The sequence below is a fragment of the Streptomyces sp. genome (assembly GCF_019510245.1).
In the GTDB taxonomy this organism is placed as follows: Bacteria; Actinomycetota; Actinomycetes; order Streptomycetales; family Streptomycetaceae; genus Streptomyces.
In genome coordinates this window covers 1-19488 of sequence record NZ_JAEKKT010000221.1, presented here as the reverse complement: position 1 = coordinate 19488, position 19488 = coordinate 1, and the positions used below count along the sequence as shown (strand labels likewise).

Annotated in this window: 14 protein-coding genes and 1 pseudogene; 1 reads left to right on the top strand and 14 read right to left on the bottom strand. The window is 71.1% G+C overall.

Features of this window, described 5'->3' with window-relative positions; genetic code table 11:
* Window positions 1–2 precede the first annotated feature (2 nt).
* From JF597_RS44025 to JF597_RS43990, 8 genes and pseudogenes are all read right to left on the bottom strand, one after another.
* Window positions 3–2315, bottom strand: coding sequence for a molybdopterin cofactor-binding domain-containing protein (locus tag JF597_RS44025; protein ID WP_294010021.1), 2313 nt, complete (start codon window positions 2313–2315; stop codon window positions 3–5).
* Window positions 2312–4069 carry a 2Fe-2S iron-sulfur cluster-binding protein gene (locus JF597_RS44020; protein ID WP_294010017.1) on the bottom strand — a complete coding sequence of 586 codons (1758 nt, stop codon included), beginning with the start codon at window positions 4067–4069 and terminating at the stop codon, window positions 2312–2314. Before JF597_RS44020 ends, JF597_RS44025 begins: the two co-directional genes overlap by 4 nt.
* Window positions 4066–4959, bottom strand: coding sequence for a xanthine dehydrogenase family protein subunit M (locus JF597_RS44015; RefSeq protein ID WP_294010014.1), 894 nt, complete (start codon window positions 4957–4959; stop codon window positions 4066–4068). Before JF597_RS44015 ends, JF597_RS44020 begins: the two co-directional genes overlap by 4 nt.
* Before the next feature lie 296 nt (window positions 4960–5255).
* Complete coding sequence (locus JF597_RS44010) at window positions 5256–6878, bottom strand: beta-N-acetylhexosaminidase (RefSeq protein ID WP_294010011.1); 1623 nt, start codon at window positions 6876–6878, stop codon at window positions 5256–5258.
* 13 nt (window positions 6879–6891) lie between these two features.
* Window positions 6892–7737 (bottom strand): carbohydrate ABC transporter permease, encoded by an 846-nt coding sequence (locus JF597_RS44005; RefSeq protein ID WP_294010009.1) that lies wholly within the window; start codon window positions 7735–7737, stop codon window positions 6892–6894.
* Window positions 7738–7979: 242 nt separating this feature from the next.
* A complete protein-coding gene (locus JF597_RS44000) occupies window positions 7980–8258 on the bottom strand; it encodes a DUF3039 domain-containing protein (RefSeq protein WP_181804670.1) in 279 nt (92 codons plus the stop codon).
* Between the two features lie 96 nt (window positions 8259–8354).
* A pseudogene (locus JF597_RS43995) lies at window positions 8355–9526 on the bottom strand (transposase).
* A gap of 72 nt (window positions 9527–9598) precedes the next feature.
* The gene (locus tag JF597_RS43990) at window positions 9599–10171 is read right to left on the bottom strand and encodes a YqgE/AlgH family protein (protein ID WP_217545775.1); all 573 of its coding nucleotides are present in this window, start codon (window positions 10169–10171) and stop codon (window positions 9599–9601) included.
* A 251-nt stretch (window positions 10172–10422) separates the two neighbouring features.
* Between JF597_RS43990 and murA the strand changes: the two genes are divergently transcribed.
* Entirely contained in the window at window positions 10423–11763 is a 1341-nt protein-coding gene (gene murA, locus JF597_RS43985; protein WP_294010003.1) for a UDP-N-acetylglucosamine 1-carboxyvinyltransferase, read from the top strand.
* Between the two features lie 290 nt (window positions 11764–12053).
* Here the strand turns inward: murA and JF597_RS43980 are convergent, their stop codons facing one another.
* From JF597_RS43980 to JF597_RS43955, 6 genes are all read right to left on the bottom strand, one after another.
* On the bottom strand, window positions 12054–12284 hold the full coding sequence (locus JF597_RS43980; RefSeq protein WP_294010001.1) for an HU family DNA-binding protein: 231 nt from the start codon (window positions 12282–12284) through the stop codon (window positions 12054–12056).
* A gap of 278 nt (window positions 12285–12562) precedes the next feature.
* Window positions 12563–13966 (bottom strand): NAD-dependent malic enzyme, encoded by a 1404-nt coding sequence (locus JF597_RS43975; RefSeq protein ID WP_294009999.1) that lies wholly within the window; start codon window positions 13964–13966, stop codon window positions 12563–12565.
* Window positions 13967–14304: 338 nt separating this feature from the next.
* Window positions 14305–16536 (bottom strand): UvrD-helicase domain-containing protein, encoded by a 2232-nt coding sequence (locus JF597_RS43970; RefSeq protein ID WP_294010113.1) that lies wholly within the window; start codon window positions 16534–16536, stop codon window positions 14305–14307.
* 156 nt (window positions 16537–16692) lie between these two features.
* Window positions 16693–17514 carry an anti-sigma factor gene (locus tag JF597_RS43965; protein ID WP_294009997.1) on the bottom strand — a complete coding sequence of 274 codons (822 nt, stop codon included), beginning with the start codon at window positions 17512–17514 and terminating at the stop codon, window positions 16693–16695.
* A complete protein-coding gene (locus JF597_RS43960) occupies window positions 17514–18035 on the bottom strand; it encodes a sigma-70 family RNA polymerase sigma factor (protein WP_010039908.1) in 522 nt (173 codons plus the stop codon). The genes JF597_RS43965 and JF597_RS43960 overlap by 1 nt, the downstream gene beginning before the upstream one ends.
* 764 nt (window positions 18036–18799) lie before the next feature.
* Window positions 18800–19402 (bottom strand): ABATE domain-containing protein, encoded by a 603-nt coding sequence (locus JF597_RS43955; protein ID WP_294009995.1) that lies wholly within the window; start codon window positions 19400–19402, stop codon window positions 18800–18802.
* Between the last annotated feature and the right edge of the window lie 86 nt (window positions 19403–19488).

Here is a 19488-nt window from a genome sequence, read left to right as displayed (position 1 = left end):
GCTCACTGGCCCGTGACCACCGCCGCCTGCGGGCGGATGGGGAGGCGGTTGACCGGGCGGCCGGTGGCTGCGCGGACGGCGGAGGCGATGGCGGCCGGGGACGTCACCACCGGTACCGCGCTGACCGACTTGGCGCCGAAGGGGGCGACCACGTCGCGCTCCTCGACGAGCTTGACGATCCGGATGTCGGGTGCGTCGAGGGCGGTCGGCAGGGCGTAGCCGGTGAGGTCGGGGTGGCGGATCAGGCCGCGCGGGGTGCGCAGGTTCTCCGTCAGGGCGATGCCCACGCCCTGCGTGACACCGGCCTCGATACGGGCGTTGAGCTGCGCCGGGTTGAGGATCCGGCCGACGTCCTGGGCGACGGCCAGCTCCACCACCCGTACCGAGCCCAGCTCGATGTCGACGTCGACGACCGCGCGGATCGCGCAGAAGGCGAGGCCGACGAAGGCGTCGCCCTGGCCGTCGCCGTTCAGCGGCTCGGTCGGGTGCGGGCGGCACTGCGCGGTGGCCCACAGCTCCTTGCCGTCCAGCGCCTCGGTGACGGTGGTCGACAGGACGCCGTCGTACGACGTGATCTTGCCGTCGGTGATCTGGAGCAGCTCGGTGGACATGCCGAACTTGTGGGCGAGGGGCTGGAGGAGCTGGGTGCGGACCATCTTGGCCGCGCGTTCCACGGCGCCGCCGGAGACCCAGGTGTGGCGGCCGCGGCAGCCGGGGCCGGCCGGGGGCTGGTCCGTGTCGACGGGTGCCACGTGGACCTCGTCGACACCGAGTGTCTCCTGGACGATCTGGCGGGCCAGCGTGGTGAAGCCCTGTCCGGTCTCCACGGCGGCGCAGAGCACGGTCGCGACGCCGTCGTGGACCTTGACGGTGGCCGTCGAGACCTCGTCGGCGCCCTCCGCGCCGAGCATGTGCACCATGCCGAGTCCGTAGCCGACGCCGCGGCGCACCGCGCCCGGCTCGCCCGCGCCCTCGGGGCCGCCGGGCAGCAGCCACTCGTCCTCGGGCGCGTCCTTGGGGAGCTGCGGGAGCGGGAAGTCCCGTACCGCCTGGAGGAGTTCGGCCACCGGGGCCGGGCAGGTCACCGTCTGGCCGATGGGCAGGAGGTCGCCGGTGGCGAGCGCGTTGCGCAGGCGGATCTCGGCCGGGTCGAGGCCGAGCTTCTTCGCCAGCTTGTCCATCTGCGCCTCGTAGGCGGCGCAGACCTGCATGGCGCCCTCGCCGCGGACGTGTCCCGAGGGCGGGTTGTTGGTGCGGACGGCCCAGCCCTCGATGAAGGCGTTCGGGACGACGTAGGGGCCGCAGGCGAAGGAGACGGCGGCGGCCAGGGACTCGGCGGAGGTGTCGGCGTAGGCGCCCGCGTCGAGCAGGATCTGCGCCTCGACCTTGACCAGCTTGCCCTCGGCGTCGGCGTGGTGCCGGTAGCGCAGGAGGGTGGGGTGGCGGTGCGCGTGGCCGAGGAAGGACTCCTCGCGGGTCGCCGTGAGCTTGACCGGGCAGCCGGTCTTCAGGGCGAGCAGGCCGAGCGGGAGCTGGAAACCCTGGTCCTCGCGGTCGGCGGTCGCGCCCGGCACGCCGGTGACGACGATCTTCACCTGTTCGAGGGACAGGCCATAGCAGGCGGCGGCCGTGTTGCGGTCGGTGTGCGGGTCGGTGGAGGCCAGGTACAGCTCGACGCCGCCGTCGGGGCGGGGCACGGCGAGTCCGGCCTCGGCGCCGATCGGGGCGGGGTCGGCGCGGCCGATGCGGTACTGGCCCTCGACCACGATCTCGCCGGCGGCGTCGGGGTCGCCGTGCTGGAGCGGGATGTGCCGGATCAGGTTGCCGTCGGGGTGCAGCGGCTCTGCCTCGAACGCCTGCTCGGGGTCGATGACCGGATCGAGCACCTCGTACTCGACGATGACGGCGGCGGCGGCCATGCGGGCGGTGTCCGGGTGGTCGGCGGCGACGGCCGCGATGGGCTCGCCGTGGTGCCGTACGACCTCGGAGGCGAAGACCGGGCGGTCCGGGGTGCCCCGGCCGTGGCGCGGGGTGCCGGGGACGTCCTCGTGGGTGACGACGGCCCGTACGCCGGGCATCTCGCGCGCGTGGCTGGCGTCGATCGAGACGATGCGCGCGTGCGGGTGCGGGGAGCGCAGCACGGCCGCCCACAGCAGGCCCTCGGCCCACAGGTCGGCCGCGTACGGGAAGGTGCCCTCGGTCTTCGCGCCCGCGTCGGCGGCCGGCAGCGACACGCCGAGGCCGTGCGGCAGCGGTTCGGCGGCGGGGACGGGGGTCTCCGCGGCGGTGGTCGTGGCGACGGTCTCGTTGGTCACGCCTGGCCTCCGTCCGGACCGTAGGGCTGGTCGTCGTAGCTCTGGCTCTGATCGTCGAACGACTGGTCGCCGCCGAAGGTCTGGTTCCCGCCGTACGACTGGTCGCCGCCGAACGACTGGTTCCCGCCGTACGACTGGTCGCCGCCGAACGACTGGTTCCCGCCGTACGACTGGTCGCCGAACGACTGGTTGCCACCGTACGACTGGTCGTACGCCTGCTCGTGCGGGATCCGGATTCCCGCCCCGAAGGTGCGCGGGGACTCGAACGCCGACGCGTTGACGCCGCCGGCGCCCGGTCCCGCCTGATGTGGAATACGGGCCTCGTCGCCGTCCGTCTCAGCGTCGGCGGCGGCGTGTGCCTCGCGTTCGGCGACGACCTCCTTGACGGCGTCCAGGACGCCCCGGTAGCCGGAGCAGCGGCAGAGGTTGCCGCACAGCGCCTGGCGGCTCTCCAGCTCGGTGGGGGCCGGGTTGCCTTCCAGCAGGTCGTGGACGGTCATCGCCATGCCGGGGACGCAGAAGCCGCACTGGACGGCTCCGCAGCGGGCCAGGGCGCGTTGCACGTCGGAGGGGCGGCCGTCCTGGGCCAGGCCCTCGACCGTGCGGACCTCGCTGCCGGCCGCGGTCACCGCGGGCACCAGGCAGGAGGCGACCAGGCGGCCGTCGACCTGGACGTTGCAGGCGCCGCATTCGCCCTGCGAGCAGCCGTCCTTGGCGCCGGCGAGGCCGAGGCGTTCACGCAGGACGTACAGGAGGGACTCGCCGATCCAGGCGTCGGTGACGGGGCGGTCGGCGCCGTTGACGCGCAGGACGTAGGAGGCGAGGGGGTGGTCGTCGACCGCCTCGGCTTCGCCGGTGGCGCTGTCGTCGTCGGGTGCCGGTGGCCCCTGTGGGGCGGACTCGCCGTCGGCGGCCTGCGGGTCGTGGGCGGGGCGGGAGCCGGGAGCGTCGTGGGGCGCGCCGGCGTCGGCCGGGCCGTCGAACGCGGCCGGTCCACCGGTGCCGGGCGCCGCGCCGGCCGCGCGCAGTTCGTCGCTGCCGGACGGTCGGCCGACCGTGTACGGTTCGCCGATCTCTGAGGCTTCGTCCCGTTCGCCCCTTTCACCCCCTTCACCCCTCGTCGACGCGTCGGCCGCAGACGGCGCACCGGCGGGCCGGGGGGCGGGTCCTGGGTCCCGGGTGTCCCCGTGGGCCGCGGGGGGCCCAGCGGGCGGTCCAGGGGCCTCCGCGGGGTGTTCCCAGGCCTGGGTCTGGGGCGCCCACGGGGCGGCCGCACCGCCGGGCAGGGTCGCCGGCGGCGTGCCGCCCCACTGCTCCATGAGCGCGGATGTGGTGAACTCGCCCGATTCGTCCGGAGTATCGCCGCTCGCGACCGGGATCGACCACTGGCCGGTCACGTCATGACCGGGCGCGGGCGGCGGCTCCTCGTACGTCCACTGCTGCGTCGCGGCCGGGTTGTACGTGAACCGGTCGTCGGCGGGCCGCTCCTGCGGGACCGTGTTCGGGTCGGGCCACCGGGTGCCGTCGGCGGGCGCGCCCCAGGTGTCGGTGCCGGGGGCCGCCGCTATCTGGGGCGGCACATAGCCGTGACCGGGTGCGGCGAGCGGGCTGTCGGCGGACAGCAGGGCCTCGATACCGCCCTCGGGAAGCTTCACGAACGCGGTCGCGCCGTCGTCGTAGTCGCCCTGGGGCAGCGGATTCCACCGGCCGCCACCGCTCGCGGGCGCGCCCTCTCCGTGCTGGTCGTCGGTCACGACAGCGCCCTCCCCAGTGCTCGTCGGGCCAGCGCGGCGACGGTGCGCCGCAGGTGCAGTACGGCGGGCGGAAGCGCCGGCACCGAGCCGTCGGGCTCGGGGGCCGGGTCCGGGATGCAGGCGGCCGCGACGTACTCGCCGAAGGCGGTCAGCGCCTCCGGGACCAGCGCGCGGTCGTTGTCCCAGTCGATCAGCCGGGCCACCCACTGTTCGGCGTCCAGGGGCCTGAGCGGCATCGGCGCTATGGCCCCGACGGCACATCTGACCCCGCGCCGCGCCGGGTCGAGGACGAGCGCCACGGAGGCCACCGAGCGGCCCGGTCCGGTGCGGCCGGTCGCCTTCAGGAAGACCTGCGGGGCGTGCAGCAGCGGCACCCGCACGAAGCCGATCAGCTCGCCCGCGCGGAGCATCTCCACGCCGGCCAGCAGGTGCGACACCGGGATCTCCCGGCGGGACCCGCCCGGTCCCGCGATGATCAGCGTCGCCTCCAGGGCGGCGAGCACCGGCAGCGCGTCGCCGGTGGGCGCTGCCGTGGCGATGTTGCCGCCCAGGGTGCCGGCGTTGCGGATGTGCGGCGGACCGGCGGAGCGCGCGGCGGCGGCGAGGGCCGGGATCAGGGCCGCGAAGTCGGGACGGCCCATGCGTGCGTGCGTGAGACCGGCGCCGAGCAGCGCGTTGCCGTCCTGGTACTGCCAGCCGCGGATCTCGCTGATCCGGCCGAGACCGACCAGGGCGGCGGGCCTGAGCTGTCCGGAGTTGACGGCGGCCATCAGGTCGGTGCCGCCCGCGACGGGGACCGCGGCGGGCATGTCGGTGAGGGCCGCCACGGCCTCGTTCAGCGTCGTGGGCAGCGTGACGGACTGCCCCGCCTGCGGTGCGTGCGTGGTCAAAACCGGCTGCCCCTTCCCGCTGCCCCACCTGGTCCCACCTGTGTGGCCGTACGGTACGTGCTCACAGGGCGGACGTGGCAACTCTGGCACATCTTCGCAAGCCTCGAACGCACGGGTCCGCTAGGAGGCATTCGCCCACCTCACCGGCGCCTTGGTCCGTTTTCTTACGCCATCGCCGGTGCGTACCGATTGACACTCTTCGGTGACCCTTGAGGTCTTTTTCCATTAAGCGTTCGGAGGGGACGACGGCAGCGGGCGGCGGGCAGCGGGGCCGGTGAGGGGGCGGGCCGGGGTGGTCAGCGGTTCGGGGGCGGGCCGTCGAGGGGGCGGCCGAGGACGCCGGGGCGCTGCTGCCACGGCAGGGGGCCGGCCGGCGGGCGGTAGGCGACCCCCAGGGCGTCGAGCCGCCGGTAGTGCGCGGCCATACGGCCCTCGAAGCCGGCGAAGTCCCGCTCCGCCGGGGCCGGGAGGGCGCTCCAGGCGACCTCGGCGAAGGCGGCCAGCCGGGGGAAGGCCTGGTAGTCCACGCGCGTGTGGTCCTCCATCACCTCGGTCCAGACGTTGGCCTGGGTGCCCAGGATCCGCCGTGCCTCAGATTCGTCCAGTCCCGGTGGAACGGGTTCGAACCGGTACACGTCCTCCAGGGTGCGGACGTATCCGATCGGCACCGGCTCGTCGGCGCCGTCGGCCTGGCGGTGGTCCAGGTACACGTACTGCTCGGGGCACATGACGACGTCGTGGCCGGCCCGCGCGGCCGCGATCCCGCCGCCGTAGCCGCGCCACGACGAGACGGCCGCGCCCTCGGCGATCCCGCCCTCCAGGATCTCGTCCCATCCGATGAGCCGACGCCCGCGCGCGGAAAGCCACTTCGCGAAGTGCCCGATGAACCACGACTGCAACGCGTCCTCGTCGGCGAGTCCGAGTTCCTTGATGCGGGCCTGCGCGGCCGCCGAGGCCCGCCACTGGTCCTTCAGGCATTCGTCGCCGCCGACGTGAATGAACTCCGAGGGGAACAGCTCCAGCACTTCCTCGAACACCCCCTCGTAGAAGCGCAGGGTGTTGTCGGTGGGGGCGAGTACGTTCGGAGAGATCCCCCAGGAGTCCCAGACCGAGAGGGCGGTGGTGTCGACGACGTCGGTGTTGCCGAGTTCCGGATACGCGGCGATGGCGGCCTGCGAGTGGCCCGGTACGTCGATTTCGGGGACGACCGTGATATGCCGCTCGGCCGCGTACGCGACGATCTCCCGGATGTCGTCCTGGGTGTAGAAGCCACCGTGCGGCTTCTCCTCCCAGCGCGGTGAGGCCCGGTGACCGAATTTCGTGCGGGACCGCCAGGAGCCGACCTCGGTGAGCCGCGGGTGACGCTCGATCCGGACGCGCCAGCCCTGGTCGTCCGTCAGGTGGAAGTGGAAGACGTTGAGTTTGTGCGCCGCCAGCAGATCGAGGTGGCGCAGGACGCCTTCCTTCGGCATGAAGTGCCGGGCGACGTCGAGCATGAAGCCGCGCCAGGGGAATCGCGGGGAGTCCTCGACCGTGAGATGCGGCACGGCCCAGGTGCGGCCGGGTTCGACGGCGGCCCTGCGGTACGCGGCGGGGCCGAGGAGCTGCCGCAGTGTCTGGGCGCCCCAGAAGACACCCGCCGCGCTGCCGCCCTCGACGAGGACGCCGTCCGGGTCGCTGACGAGGCGGTACTCCTCGGGGCCGAGGCGCGGGTCGAGCAGCAGCCCGATGCCGTCGCCCTCGGTGTCGTCGAGCTCCCGCCCCTCGCGCAGCGGCAGACCGGCGGCCGCCCACAGGACGCTGCGCAGCCAGCGGCCGACGCCCTCCGTCCCCGGGCCGGCGTAGAGCTGTGAGTGCGCCGTCAGACGCACCTCGCCGGAACCGGCGACGAGACTGCGCGGCGCGGGAATCAGATCCATCACCGAAATCACCTCAGTCCTTGACCGCTCCGCCCAGTCCCGAGACCAGGCGTCGCTGTACGAGTACGAAGAACACCAGCACCGGAATCGTCATCACCGTGGAGGCCGCCGTCACCCCGCCCCAGTCGGGGTCGTCCGGCTTGAAGAACACCAGGAGCGCCATCGGCAGCGTGGACTGCGAAGTGTCGCTGATGATGAAGGACTTGGCGAACAGGAAGTCGTTCCAGGCGGAGATGAAGGAAAACACGCTCGTGGCCACCAGGCCCGGCAGGACGAGCGGGAAAAGGATCTGCCGGAGAAAGCGCGACCGGCTCGCCCCGTCGGTGTACGCCGCCTCCTCCAGGGCCTCCGGCACCCCTTTCACGAACCCCCGCGGCATCCAGATCGCGAAGGGCAGCGAGAAGGCGATGTGGGGCGGGATCAGCGAGCCCAGCGTGTTCAGCAGACCGAAGTCCCGCAGCTGGAAGAAGAGGGAGATGGCGAGGGCCTCCAGGGGCACCATCGGGGCCGCCAGAAACATGATCAACAGGGTGGTCCGGAAGCGGAACCGGAATCGGGTCACGGCGGTCGCCGCGAGAAAGGCGCTCAGCGCCGAGACGATGACCACACTGCCCGCGACGACCCAACTGTCGACGAAGTAACGGCCGAATTCCTGCTGCCCGAAGACCCGCCGGAAGGACTCCGGAGACGGCGAGAGAGTCCACTGCCCGGGCCGGTCCGACTCGATCTCCCCGGCCGGTTCGAAGGCGCCCAGGACCATGCAGTACAGCGGAAAGGCGACGAGTACGGCGACCACCAGCGCCACCCCCTCGGTGATGGACCGCCCCGGCCGGCGCCCGAACCCGCGCACAAGGTTCACGACGGTCACAGCTCCTCCCCCTGCCGGCGCAGCAGCCACAGGCAGGCCTGCGTTGCAATATGCGCAACGAGGATTTCGCCCTGCACAACACCAGGAGGGTACGGAGAAGCAGGGTAAGCCGACAAGAGGTCTCGACCATTCCCCGATCGGGGAACCCCACGCAATGCACTGGCACGACAAAGGCCCCGAAGCACGCCAAAGCGTGCCCGGGGCCTCTGGAAGCCCAGTCGGGGAGCGGGGCCCTACTTGTCGTTGCCCTCGCCGTCGCCGCCACTGCCCATGGACTCGTAGATCTCCTTGCACATGGGGCACACGGGGTACTTCTTCGGGTCGCGGCCGGGCACCCACACCTTGCCGCACAGCGCCACGACGGGGGTGCCGTCGAGGGCGCTCGCCATGATCTTGTCCTTCTGGACATAGTGGGCGAAGCGCTCGTGGTCGCCGTCGCCGTGGGACACCTGCGGCGTCGGCTCTACGAGGGTCCCCGTACCAGTCCCGCGCTCGGGCTCAAGAGTGCTCATAGGAGCCAAGGGTAATCAACCGCCGGGAACTATGGATCCCAGGCTTGCACAACGGGCACCGCCGGCTGCGGCGCTGCGTTTGCGCCCGGTCCCGCCTCACGCACGCCAAGACGGGACGGGGGCCGTTGACCGGGCCCCGCGTCGCCACAACGCCCACGCACGAGCGCGGATGTTGCGGGAGCCGTTCCGATCTGCGTGATCAACGAATCCGCAGTTCCGGCATACGAACCTGGCCTGCGAGAGCCGGTTCGCTCTGTCAGTGTGCCCGCATTCGGCGCAGGTGCAGGAGGTGTATGCAGGATCTACGTACACCACTGGCACTCCGACCCGACGAGCTTTGTACGCGATGAACTGACCCAGTTGAGCAAAAGCCCAACTGGAGTGAGTGGCCCGTTGGGGCTTTCGAAGCCGTACCCGCTCGCGGATGCCCGTCAGATCCTCCAGGGCGATCCCACGACCGGTGCGTTCCGCCTCGACCACCACACGCTTCGCGATCTTGTGATTGATGTCCGTCACCCGACGCGCCTCTTTACGGCGTCGCTTCCTCAAGCGGCGCTTGGCGGACGCTGTGTTCTTTTTGTGAAGTTTGAACACGCAGCTTCCGCTCGCGTACCCGGATGCGGTTGAGCTCCCGTCCAGCCATGATCTCGCCGTCGGACGTGGTGGCGATGTTAACGATGCCCAGGTCGACACCGAGGAAGTCCATCGGGGCGGCGTTCGGCTCAACGTCAGGTACTTCGCAGGTGGCGTACAGAAACCACATCCCGTCCCGCCGAACTAGGTCCGACTCCCCTGCGATACACGGCCAGGGTCGCCAGTTGATCAGGCCCGGCGATGATCGCCACGTCCTTCAACCGACCGGCGACCGTCCAGATGGAGACCCGCCGCGCCTCGATCTGCCAGGACAGCATCCGGTCGTCATAGGGTTACGCGCCCTCCGGCCGGAAGACGATCGGCTTCTCCACGGCCTTTCGGTACCGATTTGAGCCCGGCTTTCCGAGGTTCCCAGCCTTCAGGTTGGCCCTGAGCGCAGTGTAGGCATCACACGTCTTCTTGATCACGTGCTGAGCAGCCTGCGAGCCAAGGCCCCACCGTGCCTTGATCTCACCGTAGACGAGCTTGCGCAGCGGAAAGTTCCTTTTCACGTCCCGCTCGAAGGCGACGCGACTGGCCCAGGTCGCGGCTTCGTTGCACGTAAGCAGGGTCGCCTCCAGCGCCGTAGCCTGATTCGGCGTCGGCAGGAGCCTGATCTGCGTCACGAGCTTCATGCGAAGGACGCTAGGTCGCAATGAGGGCCGCCATTCCCGAACGGCCTGAGCGACACTCGAAAGAGTGATCCATCAGTTGAGCGAGGGGTCGTCCGGGTACGTGGCCACCATCGCGAGCTCGTTGCGCTGGCGGCGCAGGACCTCGCGCCAGAGTCTTTCCGGGGACGGGGAGGAGACGTCGCCGGGTTCGGACTCGACGACGTACCAGGCACCCTCGACCAGTTCGTCCTCCAGTTGGCCGGGGCCCCAGCCGGCGTAACCGGCGAAGATCCGCAACGAGCCGAGGGCCGAGGCGAGCAGCTCCGGCGGGGCCTCGAGGTCGACCAGGCCGATCGCACCGTGCACCCGGCGCCAGCCGAGCGGGGCGCGGTCGCCGTTGGCCCCGCCCGGGATGACCGCGACGCCGAGCGCGGAGTCCAGGGAGACCGGGCCGCCCTGGAAGACGACCCCCGGCTCGCCGGCGAGGGAGGCCCAGCCCTCCAGGATGTCGCCGACGTCCACCGGGGTGGGGCGGTTGAGGACGACGCCCAGGGAGCCCTCCTCGTCGTGGTCGAGAAGGAGCACCACCGCACGGTCGAAGTTCGGGTCCGCCAGGGCGGGCGTGGCCACGAGCAGCCGCCCTGTGAGCGAGGACACCTCGGTCATGCCTGACATGATCCCGCATCTTCCCGCCGTGTGGGGGGCCAATCCGGGTCCATGGGTGAATGCAGCTCAGGGCGGAAGGAAGCGCCCCCGGCGCACGGTGACGGGCGGTGACCTCATGTGTCCGGTTAGGAACCGTTCGTGTTGCGACACAGCTATGACGTAGCTGGGTGGTCCGTGGGCCTACGGGAGGGGGCCGATGGGCGATTACTCTGTCTTTCCGGCCCTGCCCAACTCCATGGAACGCGAGATTCATGACCGTCAACGACGATGTCCTGCTTGTCCACGGCGGCACCCCGCTGGAGGGCGAGATCCGTGTCCGCGGTGCGAAGAACCTCGTACCCAAGGCCATGGTCGCCGCCCTGCTGGGCAGTGCACCCAGTCGGCTGCGCAACGTTCCGGACATCCGTGACGTGCGGGTCGTACGCGGCCTGCTGCAGCTGCACGGGGTGACGGTACGTCCGGGCGAGGAACCCGGTGAGCTGGTGCTCGATCCGACGTACGTGGAGAGCGCGAACGTCGCTGACATCGATGCCCACGCCGGGTCCAGCCGGATCCCGATCCTCTTCTGCGGCCCGCTGCTGCACCGCCTCGGCCACGCGTTCATCCCGGGCCTCGGCGGCTGTGACATCGGCGGCCGGCCGATCGACTTCCACTTCGACGTGCTGCGGCAGTTCGGCGCGACCATCGAGAAGCGCGCGGACGGCCAGTACCTGGAGGCGCCGAAGGGGCTGCGCGGCACGAAGATCCGGCTGCCGTACCCGTCCGTGGGCGCGACCGAGCAGGTGCTGCTGACGGCCGTACTCGCCGAGGGCGTCACGGAGTTGTCCAACGCGGCGGTCGAGCCGGAGATCGAGGACCTCATCTGCGTGCTGCAGAAGATGGGCGCGATCATCGCGATCGACACCGACCGCACCATCCGCATCACCGGCGTGGACAAGCTCGGCGGCTACACCCACCGGGCCCTGTCGGACCGTCTGGAGGCCGCGTCCTGGGCGTCGGCGGCGCTGGCGACCGAGGGCGACATCTACGTCCGGGGCGCCCAGCAGCGCTCGATGATGACGTTCCTGAACACCTACCGGAAGGTGGGCGGCGCCTTCGAGATCGACGACGAGGGCATCCGCTTCTGGCACCCCGGCGGCCAGCTGAAGTCCATCGCGCTGGAGACGGACGTGCACCCCGGTTTCCAGACCGACTGGCAGCAGCCGCTCGTCGTCGCCCTGACCCAGGCGACCGGCCTCTCGATCGTCCACGAGACGGTCTACGAGTCCCGCCTCGGCTTCACGTCCGCGCTGAACCAGATGGGTGCTCACATCCAGCTCTACCGCGAGTGCCTGGGCGGCTCGGCCTGCCGCTTCGGCCAGCGCAACTTCCTGCACTCCGCGGTCGTCTCCGGCCCCACCAAGCTCCAGGGCGCCGACCTGGTCATCCCCGACCTCCGCGGCGGCTTCTCCTACCTCATCGCCGCCCTCGCGGCCCAGGGCACCTCCCGCGTCCACGGCATCGACCTCATCAACCGCGGCTACGAGAACTTCATGGAGAAGCTCGTGGAACTCGGCGCGAAAGTGGAACTGCCGGGCAAGGCGCTCGGCTGACCCCAACCTCCTGACCCCGGCCCGGGGCAGTGCCCTCCGGCCGGGGGTCCGGGGGTCGCCCCCCGGGCAGACACAGCATGGAGAAGCTCGTGGAACTCGGCGCGAAGGCGGAACTGCCGGGCAAGGCGCTCGGCTGACGCCCGCAAAGCCGGTACGACGATGGGGCGGCCCCTGGTGGAGGGGCCGCCCCATCGTCATTGTCGAAAGCGCCCCGAAGGGGCGCGGGGAACTGCGCGGCCAGCCACGACGGGCCCGCAGTCACCCGCGGCGCTCAAGCGAAGCGCCTCGGCTTACTTGCCCTTCGCGGATTCCTTCAGCTTCGAGCCCGCGGAGACCTTCACGCTGTAGCCGGCGGGGATGTTGATCGGCTCGCCGGGGAAGCCGGGGATGGTGACCTTCTCGTCGCCCTTGGAGACGATGTCGCCGACGACATCGGCGAAAGCGGCCAGCACGGCGTCGGCGTCCTTGCGAGTCACCTCGGCACGGTCGGCCAGCGCGGCCACCAGCTCACTGCGGTTCATGTTGTTACTCCCGTGTTCTTCTTGCCATTGAGGCGTGCCACGCGGCGGAGCCGCATGTTGGGCCGGGACGCATCCTGCCCCCACCTGCGGCGGGAACGCCAATCCGGGTGCCCCCAATACCCTACGGGTGGGCCGAAGGGGGGGTTTCACGACGCGCCGGTCGGATGGCGTGGCAAGTTTCACAAATGTTTGCCTGGGCTGCTGTGTTTCGGGTGCCGGCCGGTGGGGGCTGGTCGCGCAGTCCTCACGCCCCTTGCGGGGCGCCCCCGAAGGGGCGCTTACGCGCCCTTCGCGGCTTCCCGCACCGCGCCCGCCACCGCCCCCGCGACCTTCTCGTTGAAGACGCTCGGGATGATGTAGTTCGGGTTCAGCTCGTCCTCCGTGACCACGTCGGCGAGGGCCTTCGCGGCCGCGAGCATCATGTCGGTGTTCACCGTACGCGACTGGGCGTCCAGGAGGCCTCGGAAGACACCCGGGAAGACCAGCACGTTGTTGATCTGGTTCGGGAAGTCGGAGCGGCCGGTGGCCACCACGGCGGCCGTCTGGCGGGCGATCGCCGGGTCGACCTCGGGGTCCGGGTTCGCGAGTGCGAACACGATCGCGCCCTCGGCCATGGCGGCCACGTCGTCGCCGTCGAGGACGTTCGGGGCGGAGACGCCGATGAAGACGTCGGCGCCGCGCACGGCCTCCTTGAGGGTGCCGGTGAGGGCCTCGGGGTTGGTGTTGTCGGCGATCCAGCGCAGCGGCGACTCGGCGGGGGCGTCCACCAGGTCCTCTCGGGCGGAGTGCACGACACCGCGGATGTCGGCGGCGACGGCGTTCTTCACACCGGCCGCGAGCAGCAGCTTGAGGATGGCCGTACCCGCCGCGCCGGCGCCGGACATGACGACCCGGATGTTCTCGATCGCCTTGCCGGTGCAGCGAAGTGCGTTCGTCAGGGCGGCGAGGACGACGATCGCGGTGCCGTGCTGGTCGTCGTGGAAGACGGGGATGTCGAGGGCCTCGCGCAGCCGCGCCTCGATCTCGAAGCAGCGGGGGGCGGAGATGTCCTCCAGGTTGATGCCGGCGAAGCCCGGGGCGATCGCCTTGACGATCTCGACGATCGCGTCGGTGTCCTGGGTGTCGAGGCACAGCGGCCAGGCGTCGATGCCGGCGAACCGCTTGAAGAGGGCCGCCTTGCCCTCCATGACCGGGAGGGCGGCCTTCGGGCCGATGTTGCCGAGGCCCAGGACCGCGGAGCCGTCCGTCACGACCGCAACGGAGTTGCGCTTGATGGTGAGGCGGCGCGCGTCCTCGGGGTTCTCCGCGATCGCCATGCACACACGGGCCACGCCCGGGGTGTAGATCATGGAGAGGTCGTCACGGTTGCGGATGGGGTGCTTCGACGCCATCTCGATCTTGCCGCCGAGGTGCATCAGGAACGTACGGTCCGAGACCTTGCCGAGGGTGACGCCCTCGATGCCGCGCAGCTGCTGGACGATCTGGTCGGCGTGCGCGGTCGAGCTGGCCGCGATGGTGACGTCGATACGGAGCTTCTCGTGGCCGGACGCGGTGACGTCGAGGCCGGTCACCGAGCCTCCGGAGGACTCCACGGCGGTGGTGAGCTGCGAGACGGCGGTTCCGCTCGCGGGCACCTCCAGCCGGATGGTCATCGAGTAGGAGACGCTGGGCGCCGTTGCCATGGCCGACTTCCTTCGTTGTTTCACCGTGTCGCTGGTTTTGCCGTCCGATCGTCGCACCTACCGCCGGGTAGGCGTTAGCCGGGCCTGATTGCGTACGTATTGTTCGCGCGAAAAAGAGGCCCACGTCACAAGTGACGTGGGCCTCCTCTACGTTCATGACACCGACCCGCCATGCTCGCCTCGCGGCAAGTGGTCGCTCGTAGCGACGAAGGTTGGGCCCGGGGGCTTGGATCGAGCCGGTGTCACGACAAGGCTAACAAACAGATCCCGCGCGGCCATTCCCGTCCGCGGACTTCACAGGAAAACCTCGGCCGAACGGGTCCACGGCGCTCCCCGAGTCAGTCCCTGAGCAGGTCCGGCACGCCCGCCGCGTCCGGCACGTCCCGCTCGCCGGAGACCACCGTCAGCTGCTGCGTCGCCCGGGTGAGGGCCACGTACAGCACCCGCAGCCCGGCCGGGGACTCGTCGGCGATCTCCGCGGGCGAGACGACGACCGTGGCGTCGTACTCCAGGCCCTTGGCCTCCAGGCTGCCGAGGGCCACCACCCGGTCGCCGAGCCCGGTCAGCCAGCGGGCGGCCTCGGCGCGCCGGTCCATGGCGACGACCACGCCGACCGTGCCGTCGACCAGGTCCAGCAGCCGCTCCGCCTCGGCGCGCACGGTCTTCTCGAGCGAGTCGCCGACGACGGAGAAGCGGGGCTCGACGCCGGTGGAGCGGACGGCCGAGGGGGCCTTGGAACCGGGCATGGCGAGGGCCAGGACCTTGGCCGCGAGTTCGGCGATCTCGGACGGGTTGCGGTAGTTCACCGTGAGCTCGAAGCGGCGCCACGGGCGGGTGCCCAGGGCCTCGTCGCGGGCCTCGGCGGCCTCGTCGGGGTCGGACCAGGAGGACTGGGCCGGGTCGCCGACGACCGTCCAGGTGGCGTGCCGGCCGCGGCGGCCGACCATCCGCCACTGCATCGGGGTGAGGTCCTGGGCCTCGTCGACGATGACGTGGGCGTACTCGACCCGCTCCTGGGCCAGCCGCTCGGCGCGCTCGCGCTGCGACTCCTCGCGCGCCGGCATCAGCTCCTCCAGGCCGGTGAGCTGGTCCAGCGGGTCCGCCTCGCGCTTCTTCCGGGGGCGGGCGGGGGTGCCGAGGATGGCCTGGAGCTCGTCCAGCATGGCGATGTCGTGGACGGTGTGGCCGTCCCGCCTCAGGGAGCGGGCCACCCGGCGGACCTCGCCGGGGTTGAGGATGCGGCGGGCCCAGCGGCCGAGGCGTCTCTCGTCGGCCATCGCCGCGAGGACGGCCTGCGGGGTGAGCTCGGGCCACCAGGCGTCGAGGAACTCGATGAAGGGGTCCTCGGTGAGGATGTCCTCGTCGAAGGAGGAGCGCAGTTCGGCGGCGAGCTCCGGGTCGGTGTGCCGGCCGGCCGCGCCGGAGCGCGCCCACAGGGCGTCCAGGAGGAGCTTGCGGGCGCGGGGGCGGAGCAGGTTGACCGGGGCGGTGCCGCCCAGCGCGTTGTGCCGGATGCGGTCGAGTTCCTCGGCCTCCAGCTCCAGGCGGCGGTTGAAGGCGACGACCCTGAGCCGGTTCGGTGACTCGTTCAGCTCCAGGGCCCCGCGGGCGGCCTTGCGCAGCACGCGGAGCATCCGGGAGGAGCCCTTGGCGCGGGCGGTGGCCGGGGTGTCGTACAGGGTGGCCTCGGCGCCGTCGACGAGGGAGCCGATGGCGCGGATGGCGACCTGGCCCTCCTCGCCGAGGGACGGCAGCACGCCCTCGGTGTACGCGACGAGGAGCGGGGTCGGGGAGACGATCAGGATGCCGCCCGCGTACCGGCGCCGGTCCTGGTAGAGCAGGTAGGCGGCGCGGTGCAGGGCGACGGCGGTCTTGCCGGTGCCCGGCCCGCCCTCGACGTAGGTGACGGAGGCGGCGGGGGCGCGGATGACCAGGTCCTGCTCGGCCTGGATGGAGGCGACGATGTCCCGCATGGTGTGGCTGCGGGCCTGGCCGAGGGCGGCCATCAGGGCGCCGTCGCCGATGACGGGCAGCGTGTCGCCGTCCAGGAAGGCGGTCAGCTCGGGGCGCATCAGGTCGTCCTCGACCCCGAGGACCCGGCGGCCCTTGGAGCGGATGACCCGGCGCCGTACGACACGCCCGGGATCGACCGGGGTGGACCGGTAGAAGGGCGCGGCGGCCGGGGCCCGCCAGTCGATGACCAGGGGTGCGTAGTCCTGGTCGAGGACGCCGATGCGGCCGATGTGCAGGGTCTCGGCGATGTCGGCGGTGTTGTCGACGCGGACCGCGCCCTCGGCGGGTTCCACGGCGGTGTAGGCGCCGTCGGGCCCCTTCTTGCCGTCCTTGCCGAGGAGCAGGTCGATGCGGCCGAAGAGGAAGTCCTCGAACTCGTTGTTGAGCCGGTTCAGGTGGACGCCCGCCCGGAAGACCTGCGCGTCGCGTTCGGCGAGCGCACCGGGGGTGCCTACCTGACCGCGCTTGGCCGCGTCGTTCATCAGGAACTCCGCCTCGTGGATCTTCTCCTCGAGGCGGCGGTACACCCGGTCGAGGTGTACCTGTTCGACGCTGATCTCACGGTCTCGGACGGAGTCCTGGACCGAGTCCTGTGCGGAATCCCGATCCGAGCCGGGAGAGCCGACCGCGGATTGCTGAGCCTGAGCGGCCACCGGGCCCCCTTCTGACGTGCTGGGCAGCCGTCAACCGTACGCGAAGGGGGCCCGCCGAAGCTACGCGCTGACCGAGACGAGCTTCTTCCCGTCGAAGGTCATGACCTCGAAGTGGTCGATCTGGTTGGGCGTGAAGGCAGCCCCGCCGTGCACGTAGAGGGGCTCCTTGGCCTTCTCCGACTTGGCGTCGGTGATGCCGTATCCCCAGGTCGGGACGGACCAGGAGGTCACCGTCTCGCGCTCGCCGTTCTTGCCCACGGCGATCAGCGAGCACTTCTTCGGGCCGGTGACGTTCTTGAGCTGGAGGACCGCGTGGGTGCCCCAGTCCTTCTGCTCGACGGCGACGGTCGCGGTGACGTGGGTGGTCGGGTCCGTGGCCGTCTTCTTGTCGCTCATGGTCTGGAAGGCCGTCTGGGCGGGCCCCATGGCCATGTCCGCGTTGCCGTTGTCCGAGCCGCCGCTCAGGGTCACGCCGGCCGCGGTGCCACCGGCGATCAGCACGACCGAGGCGGCCAGTGCGAAGATGTTCCGCCTGCTGCGGACCTTCCGCTTCTCGGAGACCTCGACGACGAGTTTCTCGACCATCCGCGGACTGGGCTTCGCGGACAGCGACTCGCCGATGGACGGGGTGCTTCCGGAGCCCGGCAGGTCCGCCAGGGCCGCGAGCATGGGCTCCATTCCGGCCAGCTCGTCGAGCTGCTGGGCGCACCATTCGCACCCGGCCAGATGGGCCTCGAAAGCGGTTGCCTCGGCGTCGTCGAGAATCCCGAGCGCATACGCGCCGACAGTCTCGTGCTCATTGGGCACCGGAGATTCCTGCATAGCACCAGACATACCCGAACCACCTGTGCCGAACCCGCCGTGCCCCCCGTACACACTCATCACGCCGTCACCCCCCGCTCCTCCAGTGCCAGCTTCATCGACCTGAGGGCATAGAACACCCGCGAACGGACGGTGCCGCTGGGTATGCCCAGCGTTTCGGCCGCCTCGTTGACGGTACGCCCCTTGAAGTACGTCTCGACGAGCACCTCCCGGTGGGCCGGGGTCAGGTCGTCGAGCGCGTCCGACAGCGTCATCAGCCACAGCGCCTTGTCGATCTCGTCCTCCGCGGGGATGACCTCCAGCGGCGACGGATCGACCTCCTGCGGCCGGGCCTGCCGGCTGCGGTGACCGTCGATGACGATGCGGCGAGCGACCGTCACCAGCCAGGGGCGTACAGATCCGGTCGCCCGATTGAGCTGGCCGGCGTTCTTCCAGGCACGGATGAGTGTCTCTTGCACGACGTCTTCGGCGCGTTGCCGATCACCGGCGACCAGCCGAAGGACATACGCAAGGAGAGGTCCGGCGTGCTCTCGGTAGAGGGCACGCATCAGCTCCTCATCAGGCTCCGAGGGCTGGGACATGCGATGTCGGGCCCTCGATCCACGTTCATTGGCCACGGCCGCATCCTTGCGCACGCCCACCTCCGGTGTCCGGGGGTTCCCCCAGTCGGTCGCTCCCCCACCGGTACGGAAGTGACTCGCGGGGTGTTCAACAAGACCCCACATTTTTCTGCGAGGTGACATGACGAGCGGGACATGACCCCACATTCCCACCGCGTGATCTTTACATTTCCGACACAACGTCGAAGGCGGCCGGGTTGCCCGTACTCACCCGTCACCAAACGGAGTGTTGTCGAAATCACTTTCCCGGAGCTTCGATGAAGATCCGACAGAAGCCGCGAATGGGGCGGGAGTTGGGATACGGAGTGACGCCGATCACGTACGCACGGGCGCGTCCGCACGCGTTCCGGAGCGGCCCTGGGCGGTGTCAGGGGTGGCCTTGGGCGGTGTCCCGCGCGGGCCAGGGCGATGTCACGCGCGGGGCGACGGCGGTGTCACGCGCGGCACGCCCCAGGGCGGTGTCACGCACGGACGAGGGCGGTGTCACGCACGGACGAGGGCGTTGGCACACACGGACGAGGGCGTTGGCACACACGGACGAGGGCGTTGGCACACACGGACGAGGGCGTTGGCACGCGCGGCCCAGGGCGGTGTCACGCACGGCCCAGGGCGTTGGCACGCGCGGCCCAGGGCGGTGTCACGCACGGCCCAGGGCGGTGTCACACGCAGGCGAAGGCGGTGTCACGCGCGGCCCAGGGCGGTGTCACAGGCAGGCGAAGACGGTGTCACGCGCGGGCGAGGGCGGCGCGGCGTCGGTGGCGGGCCACGCGCTCGCGGTTTCCGCAGACCTCGCTGGAGCACCAGCGGCGCCTGCGTCCCCGGGAGGTGTCCAGGTACACCAGGGGGCAGTTGTCGCCCTCGCACTCCCTGACCGCGGCCCGTGCGACCGGGTCGGTGAGCAGTTCCACGGCGTCCCGGGCGACGGCGGCGAGCAGCGCCGCGCACCCCGGCGGACCCGCCAACTCCCGCACCAGGTACCCGTCCTCGCCGGGTACGGCGCGGGGGGCCGGGGGCGCCGCGGCGCGGGCGACGTCGTTGACACGGGCAAGTGCGAGGTCGTAGGGCCGGATCCCCGGGGTGTTCCGGCCCCGCACCAACTGCCCGACGTGTCCCCGCAGTTCACGGAAGCCGACGAGCCAGCCGGCGTCGGCGTGGGCCAGCGGGGTGCCCGGCGGGACGAGTCCGGAGCCGGTGATCCAGGCCCGCAACGGTTCGAGCCCGTCGAGCCGTTCGCCGGGATGCGTGGTCGCGAGCAGATCGAGACAGATCCGCCCGGCGTCGAAGCGCAGCTCGTACGCGGACGGGGCCGCGGCCGTACCCAGTGCCATGTGCCTGTCACCGCCTAGGACAGGGAACCGTTCTGTTCACAGTGCCCGGTGCGGCGGGCGGCCGGAAGTCCTCGTACCGGTGTTCC